This window comes from Alkalihalophilus pseudofirmus OF4, from assembly GCF_000005825.2.
Lineage (GTDB): Bacteria > Bacillota > Bacilli > Bacillales > Bacillaceae_D > Alkalihalophilus > Alkalihalophilus pseudofirmus.
Window position 1 is genome coordinate 1 of the sequence record NC_013793.1, and the last position, 12,418, is coordinate 12,418.

Consider the following 12,418-nt stretch of genomic DNA (forward strand, 5'->3'; position numbering starts at 1 on the left):
TGAAGAAGGACATAGGTTAGCCCCATCTCTGCCATCTTTTTGACCCACTCCGGACAAGATATTGATCCACTTATGACAGAAGTGATCCACAACCATATAAATAGTGAATCCAAAAGTATTATTGGTGTAATCTTTCCGTATGAGTATTGAGCCAGAATGAGCCAGTAAGTGCCGGGGAGAGAGACAATAGTAGATTGATATAAAGCCATTGAAACCTGAAACATTCCAATGGCTGTTTGACTTATTTAAAGCTTTTACCGTCTAGTTCTTGATTAATTATCTCAAGAGACCAACGAACGAGTTCATCGTAGTCTAATTCCTCTTCACCTTTCCAAATACATGGAGGTAGGAGTTTTTCTTCCACTTTCCGCATTACTTCATCAGGTAAATACATGTGTAAAAAATACTTCGCTATACGGATTTCAACTTCTTCTGGGATCATTTTGATACCGCCAATCCGTGACGTTCTCTCATGGAGACTTCACCGTCAATAAGTATGGTGTAGGAATCGTGCACAATTCTGTCTAGAATGGCATCTGCCAGTGTACCTTCACCAATTTTATCGTGCCATCCTCTAGGATCAAATTGAGAACAAAAGATAGTTGATCCTTGCTGGTGGCGTGCTTCTACGATTTCAAGAAGATCTCTTGCCTCAGTCTCTTTTAACGGAGTTAATAGCCACTCATCTAAGATGAGTAGGTTTACATTCTTGTATTTTTTCATCACCTTTCTATAAGTTCCTTCTCCTCTTGCGATTGCTAATTCATCCAAGAGGTCTGGTAATCGAATATATTTCACTTTATACAACTGACGACATGCAGCTATGCCAAATGCACAAGATAAATAGGTTTTTCCATTTCCAGAAGCACCCATTAATATAATATTGTGATGTTCTTCAATATAATTACAGGTTGCTAATCGTAAAATTTGCGCTTTATCAAGCTTTCTATCCGGATGATATTCAATATCCTCGATACATGCCTGTGTATCACGTAATTCAGCCGACTTGATCAGGCGATCAAGTTTATTGTTTTGTCTTCTGGACCATTCGATATCAACGAGTAACCCAAATCGTTCCTCGAAAGATAGTTCTTGGTATTCTGAATTTCTCAATTGTTCTCTTAATGTTTCTGCCATTGCAGTCATTCTCATTTCATTTAATTTTGTTAAAGTGTTATCAATTGTCATTATTATTCCCTCCGTAATAATCAGCGCCACGAGTAAACCCGTAAACGTTATCATTTTTTTGTGTGCTCAACTGTTTGCTTGTATCCTCTACTGGTAATTTGTCATGTCCTGTTTTTAGGATGGTTTGAATGCTTTTTAGTTTGGGTCTTGGCGTATAGGACAACACTCTTTCACATGCCTTCTCTATGCGTTCGATAGAGTATTTATCTGCTAGTTTCATTAATGCATAGGCAGATTTCAGGCCCTGCTTTTCAGTCGGATAAGATTCTAAGATTCTTTCAATGGTTAATAAGGTGGCAGGGCCAGTTGTAGCACCCCACTCTAATATAAATTCCTTATCAAATGATGCATACTTTCTATGGTCTCTAGGCATATGATCAGGAATAGTACTGAAATCTCCACCTGACTTATTTGATCTTTTATGCGAAGCAATTCGTATATTCTTATAAAATACTTCAATGATATTCCTCGTTACTCGAACGTCTACCACATATTTGATATAATCATAGGGAACAGAGTAATAGTTATGATCCACTTTTATATGATAGTCAGGCTGGACAACGGTCTTTGCCCAGCTTGCGATCTCATAAGGTGAATGAGGCAGGGGAATCAATGCAAATCTTTCTTCCTCTAAAAATGCTTCCTGCCTATTCCCTTTTCTCTTTTGGAAAGGTTTTGTATTCACTACATCTAGTTTTTCTTTTATCGCTTTGTTTAGTTCAATCAAAGAAAAGAACTTTTCATTGCGAAGAGAAGCGATGATCCAAGTTGAGATATGACCAACATTACCTTCTACACTTGGTTTGTCCTTGGGATGACGTACACGTGCTGGGATAATAGTAGTCTGGTAAAACTCAGCCATTTCCTGATAGCTTTGATTAATAATAGGATCGGTACGGGAAGACTTTGTCACTCCTGTCTTTAAGTTATCGGGAACAATAATCCTCGTGACTCCCCCATAAAATTCAAAAGCATGAATATGGGCTGTAATCCAACTCTCTACATCCATGGATAAGAATCCTTCTACATACGCATATTGACTACATGGCAATGCAGAAACAAAAATATAAACAGGAGCTTCTTCTCCTGTTAGATTGTTCGTGATATGCATAGTTTGACCTGCCCAGTCCACTTCCATTTGTTCCCCAGGCTTTCTTTTGATGCGCATTGTTGCTTTGGTTTTCCTTGCATAGTCGTTGTAAAATCTACAAAACTGACGATAACTGTACGGAATTTCATCGTTTGCCCTGCACTGTAAAGAGTACTCGTCCCATAAAAGGGAGAGTGTTACCCCAGTTTTAGCCAATTCCTTATGAATATACTCGCCATCAGGCTTTCGACGATGGTCTGACGGCACCTTTTTCTCAGGGAATAAAATCATTTGTAGGTCTTGATCTGTCATGTCCTTTTCTATTGGCCACTGAATGTTCTTCTCTTCCGCTCGCCGAATTACTTCTCTAATTGTGTTTCTAGAATGGCCACAGCTCGAAGCTATCCCCCTTTGTGTGACTTCCTGCGCATGAAGCCTTAAGATTTCTCGATACTTAACCACAAAAAAACCTCCTATATAATAAATTTGCACAAATGTGCTCCTTCATTATATAGGAGGGTGGGTCAGTCATGTCTTAATTGGATCAAATTCATGTCCGAGGCGGATCAAAAAGATGGCACAACTGGTTCAATCGGATGGCTGTAATCAGTCAATAAACTTTCACGGCATATCCTTCACTACGTTTCGGTATTCCATGTTTTATGGACAGTTTTTCGCAAGGGTTTTTATTCTCCTCAGCAAACGGGAAAAATCCTCCCCTTTGGGACCATCACCTTTCGGGGGACAAACCCAAAAATAAAAAGTGAAAGGACTGTTCAAGGATGAGTAAAAAAATCTATGAAATGATCACAGACCAAATCATTGAAAAACTGAAAGAAGGTACGATTCCCTGGAGACAACCTTTTAAAAACGGATTAGCGGTTAATTGGAAAACACAAAAGCCTTATCGTGGGATTAATACCTTTCTTTTAGATGGCGGTGAATATGCGACATTTAAGCAAATTCAAGAAGCAGGAGGAAAAGTGAAAAAGGGAGCGAAAAGTCAAATCGTTGTCTTTTGGAAAATGCTTGAGGTCGAAGAAGAAGATTCAGACCAATTAAAAAAGGTTCCTATGTTACGTTATTACAAGGTATTTAAAGTAGGCGAACAGACAGAGGGGATCAACCCGAAACGAGAGCTAGAAACCTTTGAGCATGATCCAATCGAAGAAGCCGAAAAGATCATCAGGGAATATATGAATAGTCCTACGTATAGTTTTCGTTCAGGAGGAGCTTGGTACAAGCCATTTGAAGATCATATCAACGTCCCACCGAAAGAGGATTTTGAACAGATCCACGACTATTACTCCGTTTTCTATCATGAAATGATTCATAGTACAGGACACTCCAGCCGATTGAAGCGAGAAGGAATTATCAAACATAATGGGTTTGGTAGTGAATCGTACAGCAAAGAAGAACTAGTAGCCGAGTTAGGAGCTTCTATGCTATGTGGAGTGACTGGCATCGTCAATCAGACGATTGAAAATAATGTTTCTTATATTAATTCATGGATGAAACAATTAAAAGATGATCCAACCTTGATTGTGAAAGCTAGTCAACAAGCTCAAAAAGCATGTGACCATATTCAAGGGATTACATTCAATACGAAATAGATAGGCTGCTTTTGCAGCCTATCTCCCTAAATTCCACTCATTGGAGGTTATATCATGAAAACATGTGCGTATTGCGGTTCAGAAATAGAAGGTTCTTATTGTTCTTATTGTGAGTTAGTGCTATCAGAGAAATATATAAATGAAGATGGTAAAAGAGTATCAAATCGTATTGAAGCCTATCCTGAAGAGTCCATGCTGTTTAAGAGCACACGAGAATTGCTGACCCTAGAAACCATTGAATTGTTGTATTTATTACGCTACGCACGAGAACACCGTTCTATGGTTTATCACATGAGAATTAACGTTAATAAAGCAGCTGCTGAAGGTAATGATATGAATGAATATGACCAAGTCTCCTACAAGGAATATGAACAAGCTACTCGTAAAGTGTGGGCGATTGAAAATATAATTAAAGATCGTATTGGCTATTATCCGCAAAAGATTACGGAACAATTTCTAGCAAGCTATCTGGAACGGATCGAGCGATCCGAAGTGAAGCCTATGAAAATCTATAAGAAGGGGGAATGATGAATGTGTTCATTTCATTTGTAGTATCATGTGTGCTATCACTCGTGCTATTTATCTGTGCATGGAATCTGGCCCGTACGATTATCTTTATTCTCTTTAGAAATCCATTGAAGCTTGTTGCAGTTGGAATCATGGTACACATTGTGTTAATCAATTGGAATGGCTATAGAATTATTTAAAGTGTAGTTGGATGTACCAAAGAATGATTCTGAGAAATAAATTTAATGTAGCTTTAAACAAAAGTGGGACCGTTTATAAAAAGTTAAACCATTTTGCCCCTTTGGATTTATCTAGAGGGGGGTTCCTCGTTAAAAAAGGACTTACATAATTTAGTAGTTACTTGTACACTGGATTCATAGAAAACCTCGTAGTTTGTGAAAATATAAACTTAAACTAAAGGGCAGGTTACTTCAATAAGCAGGATTGATAACTCTTTTCTATTTGGGGAAAATTAGAAAAGAGGTGAATTTATTATGAAAACATTGGGTCTACTGCTATTTACCATATCCTTTTTTACCTTTGGGTCATTTGAAGTTCACGTACAACCTAAAGAATATCCTGTTTTAAGTGAACAAGGAGACTCGCCAGAGCTTAGGATGCAGGATATGCTAATAAATTTCTTGAATCCTCATATTGATGATGCTGTTTGTAATTATTACAAACAAATATTAACAGAATGTCCGACGGTTTATCCTTATTTCGTTGATGTGATAGAGTCACAACGGATGAACGGATTTCGCGGTTTTATCTTGCAAATTACACTGGATGTAACCCCAACAGTTGGACCGCATATTACTGTCTGAAAGGACCGTATTACTTTTGAAGTGTCTGCGGGACCTACCGTCAAGAAGATAAACTATAAACACTTAGAGACTAACAAATTGCCAGAGCACTGGAAGGCCATAAATAGAGAACCTTTATAATTTGTTGAGTTAACGGGTAGCGAATGCTTAATAGGGGTATTCGCCTTTTCCTGTTGAAGTCATAAAAAAATGTAAGAATATTTCTCTATTGATTATTCTAAAAAATAAAGCCTAAAATAGGAGAAGTTTCTTATGAATACGAAATTAAATTTATTATTTGTATTTATAGTGGTTTTATTTTTAGGTGCTACATATACAAGTGCGGATGAAACAAATTTTTTGGACGACAAGAATCAATAACTTTTAAAGGGGAAAATCAAAATTGGCTTGTTGTACACAAAATGTATCTAGTTGGGATAGAAATAGAATACAACACAAAATTAGGTATAAGGGCAGCAATGTTAAATTAAAAAACCTCTCTTCTTTACATTACTCAATCGGTGATAAAGATAGTTACTTGGGTGGAACATTTTCATTAAAAAATTCAAAAGTATTTCATAGTGAGAGAAGGTAGTCCTATGGATGTAAGTATTTAGATAAGAAAGAAGAAATAAAGTTCATTATTGGTGAATGGGAAGATTATGAAGAGAGTCTAATTCTACAAAGAAAATAAGTTCCTCAATTAATTATATTTTTTATTAAACTAACGGGGTACGTTAGTTGAAGAAATATAGTAAAAAGCTACATCAAAAAACGCTTAGAAATTGAACTGCGCCCCAATTGTTAGATACCACTAACAATTGGAGGTGCAGTTTTTATCTATGGATAAATATACATTTGATGAAAAACTATCAACCGAACCTGATATATATGTACACCTGCTTTTATAAAATTTAAGTTTAAAATTGGAAATGGGGAATTTATTTTATGTAGTGATACGTAATAAATTCTCTAAATCTTTCTGAGCTTCACAGATTAATTCCTTGAAATTTAATTCGCTCACTTTCAAGCGTAGAGCACATATTTTAAATGATGATATATTTGGATCAACATAGCCATTAATCTTTTCGAGCTCTACTCTAGTCACTTCCTGCAGTGCTGATTTCAGAAGCGGAGATAAATAATACAATGCATTCATACGTTCCAAATCATCAATTGTTTCTTCCTAATTCATCATCGTTTAGTTGTTGGTCATAAAATTTATCCAACAGAATCACCTCCAGTACTATTTATTAGAAGTTTTTTATCAAAAACCTTCTGAAAGGGAGGATGAACGGATTACTGTAGAATTGTTCTTGTAGCAAGAATGGATCGGTGGATTCTTACAGCCATTGATCAACACTTCCATGGGGTGGATAACTTAATTCTAACCTCTCAGGAAAAAATAGCGTATCCTGTTCAACTCGAGTTCCAGCACCCAGAGAAAGCAGTTAACCCCAAATGGAAAATGAAAACAATGCTTAAAGAAGTAAAAGGACTTCATAGCGAGGTTCTGGAGCTCGGGATGATCTAGATAATTATTATAAAAATAATCCACCTGACTAACCGAAATCCATGTATACCGGTATATTTTTAACAAATATAAGAATTTTAATATTTATTATTGAAAATTTTCAGACTTGTGTTACTATTGGTGTAAGCGATTTCTAAAACCGATTTCAGAAACCGGTTTTAGAAACAGACCTGAAGAGTGAAGGGTGAAGATTATGGCGACGATTAAAGATGTAGCTGAGCGAGCCGGTGTCTCAAAAAGTTCGGTATCTAGAGTGTTAAATGAGAACTTTGAATATATGAGTGATCAAATGAAAAACAAAATATTGAAGGCCATGGACGAGTTAAACTACACACCGAACTCTCTTGCACAAAGCTTAAAGAAAAAGACGACAAAAACGATCGGAATCATTTTGTCGGATATCTCAAACCCATTTTGGTCAGGGGTCTTAAAAGGTGTTCAAAGCGAGTGCATGCGAAACGAATATGAATTAATGGTAAGTAGCTCAAGCGAAGATCCAAGTATTGAAGCTTCAAATATTTTAAACTTAAAAAATAAACAAGTAGATGGAATGATTATTAACACGGCTGGGAAAAACCTAGAGTTGTTTGATGATTTAATAAAAGAAAGTTATCCATTTGTATTCCTAGACCGTCTTAGTGAAGATTTGAAAGCGGATACAGTTATTGTGAATAATATATCGGGGGCGAAAAAAAGTACAGAATATTTAATAGACCAAGGGCATAAGCGGATAGCGATTTTACTATACCCGCTAGAAAATAGAAGTCCTCGAATTGATCGTTTAGAAGGTTATAAACAGGCACTAAAAGAAAATAACATTCCTATTGATAAGGATCTCATTAAAATTTGTGAACATAAAAGTGAAAGTGGTATCAAAGCAACGCAAGAGGTATTGAAATTGGAAGATAGAGCAACAGCTATATTTTCTACTAATACAATATTAAACCTAGAAGTTTTAACTGGGACAAGGAAGCTTGGAATGAAGATTCCTGAAGATGTTTCTGTGTTTGGGTACGATGACTATCCATGGGTTCCGCTATTGGACCCACCGTTAAGTACAGTTTCTCAGCCAGCTTATGAAATGGGGGTTAAAGCGATTACGTTATTATTTATGAGAATGGAAGAGAAGAAGGAAAGAAAGCCGGTCATTGCACAACTTGAACCAGAGTTGAAGATTCGTAGCTCATGTTTACCACCAAAACAACTTGACTAATTAGAGGAGGTGGTAAAGAAACTGTTGTATGTTTTCAGTTCACTTAATTAATTTTAGGAGGTGGTAAAGAAACTGTTGTATGCTTTCAGTTTGTTTTATGTAAAAAAAGCTTGTACAGGATGCTCGCTAAAACCTCCTGAAACAAGCCCAAAGAAATAATACTTATTATGAACTTTACACTAGGAGGCACTAATATGCAAAGGTCGAAAATAGCATTACTACTGTTTGGATTGTTCATTTTACTGGTGCTTGCAGCTTGTTCTCAAAGTGCGTCTACAGAAGAAGGTAATAAAGATGGTAACGGTGATGGTGAAGTTGTACAAGGAGATCCAGCTGCGGATGTTGTTTTACGTTTAGCTCACGGAACTGCAACTAACTCACTGTACCATGCAGGATCAGAAAAGTTTAAAGAGCTTATTGAGGAAAAAACAGATGGTAAAGTAACCGTTGAAATTCATTCAGACGGCCAATTAGGTCATGATAGAGAAATCGTTGATGGCATGGGAATCGGTACAATTGAGATGGGAATGGTTGGTGTTGAGCCAGTCACTACATTAGCTCCGAAGTTACAAGTTGTAAATTTACCTTATGTCTTTACGGATCGTGATACAGCTTATTCTGTTTTAGATGGTGAAATTGGTTCGGAAATGGTTGAACATCTTCCAGAAAAAAGCGGGATTCGTATTTTAGGCTATTTTGATAACGGTTTCAGACATGTTTCAAATTCTCAAGGTGAAATTAATGATGTTAGTGATTTAAGAGGTTTAGCTATCCGTACTCCTGAAAGCCCAGTATCGTTAGCTATTTTTAGAGCTTTCGGCGCAAACCCAACGCCAATGTCTTTTGGTGAACTATATACGGGTCTTCAACAAGGTACTGTTGATGGGCAAGAAAACCCGGTTTCATTATTCTATACATCAGGATTTTATGAAATCCAAGATCACCTTGCTTTAACTCGTCACATGTATTCTCCAATGCTGTTAGCAATTAGTGAACAAAAATGGGCAAGTTTATCACCAGAAATTCAAGATGCAATTGTGGAAGCTTCCAAAGAAGCAAGAGATTATGAAAGAAATTTAAGTCAGGAGCAAGAGGAAGAGTATATTGAGAAAGTAAAAGAAGAGGGAGTTACTATAACTGAACCAAACCTTGATCCCTTTATTGAAGAGACAAAAGAAGTTTATAAGAATTTTGAAAATGAGTTTGGTGATGACTTCTATAAAAGAGTAATAGAAGCTGTAAATGAAAAGTAGCGGTGAGGGGCGGGTATGTTCCCCCTCCCTTATATTTTCTTATGGCATGCATTTGGCGGTGGGTGAAACTTTTAACCCCGCTAACTAATGGTTTCATTCTTTTATTAGTCTCCACTTCATTTAAAAGATTATAAGTGAAAATTAAGTTTTGGAGAGTCTTCTAATTATTTTTTTGCACTTTTAGAAGAATGAAATTTAATTAAAAGAGAGGTTTTCCATATGAAAGTATTTAAATGGGTGGATGATTATATAGAAGAGTTTCTATTAGTCGTATTATCAATTGTCATGGTTACTTTAATTGGTATGCAAGTTTTTATGAGGTATATCATGAGTTCATCATTACCTTGGTCTGAAGAGCTTGCAAGATATTGTTTCATTTGGCTGGTATATATAGGAATTAGTTATGGTGTAAAAAGACAGCGTCATATTAAAGTGGATGTTGTTTTACTGTTGCTTAAAGACAAAGCGAAGGTTCTATTAGGAATTATGGCTAATATTTTGTTTTTGGGGTTTGCCATTTTCGTGGTCATATACGGTTATGATCTTTCACAAAGACTATTACAATTCGGGCAAACAGCTACGTCAGTAAATATTCCGATGGGGTTTATATATTTGGCCACGCCAGTAGGAATGGGTTTAACAGCTATTCGACTTCTTCAACAACTGGTGAAACAATTTAAAACGTTATTTGGAGACGGGAATTATAAAGTGAAAACGGAACAAGAATTAATTCTCGAAGGATCACAAGAACCTGATAGCAAAGGAGAAGGAAAATGACTTCTTTAGTCCTTTTTGGAAGCCTCGCTTTGTTTTTGTTAATGAGTGTACCGATTGGTATCGCAATCGGGTTAGCCACTCTATTTACAATTCTATATTCTGGTATCATCCCGTTAGACTTTTTAGTACAGGGGTTAGTAACATCTGTAGACTCATTCCCGCTTATGGCCGTCCCTTTCTTTATCCTTGCAGGTGAGATCATGGGGAAAGGTGGAATATCAGATCGTCTGTTTAGAGTAGCAAACTCTATTGTAGGTAATGTAACTGGAGGTTTTGCGATTGCAACGATTATTACATGTATGTTTTTTGCAGCGATCTCTGGTTCAGGACCAGCAACTGTAGCAGCAGTTGGAGGAATTATGATTCCGGCAATGGTCCGCCAAGGGTATGATATAAAGTTTTCAACGGCTGTTGTTGCTTCGGCGGGTTCTATCGGTGTTATTATTCCACCAAGTATCCCAATGGTCATTTACGGTGTCACAGGCAGTGTGTCAATTGGAAGTATGTTTATCGCAGGGATCCTTCCTGGAATTCTAGTTGGCTTAGTGTTAATTATTTATGCCTATTATTACTCAAAGAAAAAAGGTTACAAAGGAACGGGCACAAAGATTAGCCTTTCAAACATTGCAAAAGAAGTTTGGGAAGCAAAATGGGCCTTATTAATTCCGGTCATTATTTTAGGCGGGATTTACGGGGGAGTTTTTACTCCTACAGAAGCAGCGGTTATTGCGGTTGTTTATGGAGTAATTGCTGGGATATTTATTTACCGTGAACTAAAGATTACAGAAATGCCGAAAGTGCTAGCAGATGCATCGTTAACGACGGCGACTGTTTTGATTATTGTAGGGTCAGCAACTGGCTTTGGTCGTATATTGAATTTAGAACAAATACCTGCAAGGATCGCAGATGGACTTCTTGCATTATCAGAAAACCAAATTATTATCATCCTCTTAATTATGTTACTACTTCTTATTGTCGGTTGTTTTATGGAAACAATCGCAGCAATTATTATTCTTACGCCAATTCTTTTACCGATAGGAGTTAATTTAGGTTATGACCCTATCCATTTCGGTATGTTTATGATAGTTGGTTTAGCAATTGGATTCATTACACCTCCACTCGGAGTAAATCTTTTTGTTGCGTCAGGAATTTCGGGAGTATCGATCGAATCATTATCCAGAGCTATTATACCGTTTTTCCTAGTAATGGTTCTTGCTTTACTAATCATTGTGTTTGTCCCGCAGCTTTCATTATTTTTAATTAACTAACATGTGAAGACATAAATGAGCATTTCCTATAGGTTTTTCTAGAATAGAAGACTATATGTTTTGCATTTAGGTAGGGAGGAAGGTTAGAAGATGGAATTTCAAGCAAATTATTTAGAGTCGTATGTTAGTGATGTTTTACAAGCAGTTGGTTTAAAGAAAGAAAATGGAGATATTGTTGCCGAGAGTTTAGTTTCTGCTAACTTACGGGGGGTAGATTCCCATGGGGTAACACGTCTTCCGATATACGTTCAAAGAATTCGATCTGGCGCTGTTACGCCAAATCCTGATGTGAAAGTTATTGAAGAAAGCGATAGTACGCTCTTAATTGACGGGGATGACGGTATGGGACAAATCGTTGGCAAAAAGACGATTGAACTAGGTATAGAAAAAGCGAAGAAAAATGGTGCTGTCTATATAGGTGTTAAACGTTCCTCCCACTTTGGAATAGGAGCATATTTCATCCAACAAGCTGTAAAACATGATTTAATCGCTTATGCAATGTCTAACGCTCCCTCGACAATGGCCCCTTTTGGTGGCATTAAGCCATACTTAGGGACAAATCCATTTGCTTTCGGTGTTCCAGCAGGGAAGCATGAGCCGATCATCTTTGATATGGCAACTAGTGTTGTCGCACGCGGGAAAATCATTTCGGCAGAGCAAAGAGGAGATGATATCCCTGAAGGATGGGCAATTGATAGTAAAGGCCGCTCAACAACAAACGCAAAAGAAGCACTAGAAGGAACGGTTCTTCCTTTTGCAGGTCCAAAAGGATACGCGATTTCCTTAATGGTGGACATCATGAGTGGCGTTTTAACTGGCGCTGGCTTTGGACCACATATTAACAATATTTATGGTGATTTTGATAAATCACAAAACGTCGGTCATTTCTTTCAATTAATCGATGTTAATCGATTTATGCCTGCAGAGAGCTTTAAGAATCGAGTCGATCAGATGATTGACGAAATTAAGACTTCTCCAAAAGCAGAAGGCGTAGAAGAAATCTTCTTACCTGGAGAGATTGAATTTAATACTGAAAAAGAGCGCTTATCAAGAGGCATTAACCTTGGAAAGGAAGTGTACGAGTCAATTAAGCTTGTAGGAAAAGAAGCAAGAGTTAATATTGAAGATTATCAAAAAGTAACTCAAAACTAACTCAAAACAGGAGAGATTCG

Annotated in this window: 13 protein-coding genes; 10 read left to right on the forward strand and 3 right to left on the reverse strand. The window is 37.0% G+C overall.

Going from position 1 to position 12,418, the window contains the following annotated elements; translation table 11 throughout:
- Positions 1-241 precede the first annotated feature (241 nt).
- From BPOF4_RS20520 to istA, 3 genes are read right to left on the reverse strand one after another with little or no spacing between them, the layout of a single operon-like run.
- A complete protein-coding gene (locus BPOF4_RS20520) occupies positions 242-442 on the reverse strand; it encodes a hypothetical protein (RefSeq protein ID WP_012958829.1) in 201 nt (66 codons plus the stop codon).
- Positions 439-1,188: an IS21-like element helper ATPase IstB gene (istB, locus tag BPOF4_RS20525; protein ID WP_012958830.1), complete on the reverse strand. Its 750-nt coding sequence runs from the start codon at positions 1,186-1,188 to the stop codon at positions 439-441. Before istB ends, BPOF4_RS20520 begins: the two co-directional genes overlap by 4 nt.
- The gene (istA, locus tag BPOF4_RS20530) at positions 1,178-2,740 is read right to left on the reverse strand and encodes an IS21 family transposase (RefSeq protein WP_012958831.1); all 1,563 of its coding nucleotides are present in this window, start codon (positions 2,738-2,740) and stop codon (positions 1,178-1,180) included. Before istA ends, istB begins: the two co-directional genes overlap by 11 nt.
- Before the next feature lie 320 nt (positions 2,741-3,060).
- On the opposite strand from istA, the gene BPOF4_RS20535 reads away from it, so the two are divergent.
- The 10 genes from BPOF4_RS20535 to BPOF4_RS20585 all read left to right on the forward strand — a co-directional run bounded on the left by BPOF4_RS20535 (position 3,061) and on the right by BPOF4_RS20585 (position 12,398).
- Positions 3,061-3,891, forward strand: coding sequence for an ArdC family protein (locus tag BPOF4_RS20535; RefSeq protein WP_012961192.1), 831 nt, complete (start codon positions 3,061-3,063; stop codon positions 3,889-3,891).
- A gap of 54 nt (positions 3,892-3,945) precedes the next feature.
- Entirely contained in the window at positions 3,946-4,419 is a 474-nt protein-coding gene (locus BPOF4_RS20540) for a hypothetical protein (protein ID WP_012961193.1), read from the forward strand.
- Positions 4,416-4,598 (forward strand): hypothetical protein, encoded by a 183-nt coding sequence (locus tag BPOF4_RS20545; RefSeq protein WP_012961194.1) that lies wholly within the window; start codon positions 4,416-4,418, stop codon positions 4,596-4,598. The genes BPOF4_RS20540 and BPOF4_RS20545 overlap by 4 nt, the downstream gene beginning before the upstream one ends.
- Positions 4,599-4,892: 294 nt before the next feature.
- Positions 4,893-5,222, forward strand: coding sequence for a DUF3888 domain-containing protein (locus tag BPOF4_RS20550; RefSeq protein ID WP_012961196.1), 330 nt, complete (start codon positions 4,893-4,895; stop codon positions 5,220-5,222).
- 1,306 nt (positions 5,223-6,528) lie between these two features.
- Positions 6,529-6,735, forward strand: a complete 207-nt coding sequence (locus BPOF4_RS20560; protein ID WP_012961199.1) for a hypothetical protein — start codon at positions 6,529-6,531, stop codon at positions 6,733-6,735.
- Positions 6,736-6,928: 193 nt separating this feature from the next.
- A complete protein-coding gene (locus tag BPOF4_RS20565; RefSeq protein ID WP_012961200.1) occupies positions 6,929-7,948 on the forward strand; it encodes a LacI family DNA-binding transcriptional regulator in 1,020 nt (339 codons plus the stop codon).
- 194 nt (positions 7,949-8,142) lie between these two features.
- Positions 8,143-9,201, forward strand: coding sequence for a TRAP transporter substrate-binding protein (locus tag BPOF4_RS20570; RefSeq protein ID WP_012961201.1), 1,059 nt, complete (start codon positions 8,143-8,145; stop codon positions 9,199-9,201).
- A 219-nt stretch (positions 9,202-9,420) separates the two neighbouring features.
- Entirely contained in the window at positions 9,421-9,978 is a 558-nt protein-coding gene (locus BPOF4_RS20575) for a TRAP transporter small permease (protein ID WP_012961202.1), read from the forward strand.
- The gene (locus tag BPOF4_RS20580) at positions 9,975-11,246 is read left to right on the forward strand and encodes a TRAP transporter large permease (RefSeq protein WP_012961203.1); all 1,272 of its coding nucleotides are present in this window, start codon (positions 9,975-9,977) and stop codon (positions 11,244-11,246) included. Before BPOF4_RS20575 ends, BPOF4_RS20580 begins: the two co-directional genes overlap by 4 nt.
- Positions 11,247-11,336: 90 nt before the next feature.
- Positions 11,337-12,398, forward strand: coding sequence for an Ldh family oxidoreductase (locus BPOF4_RS20585; protein ID WP_012961204.1), 1,062 nt, complete (start codon positions 11,337-11,339; stop codon positions 12,396-12,398).
- Positions 12,399-12,418 lie beyond the last annotated feature (20 nt).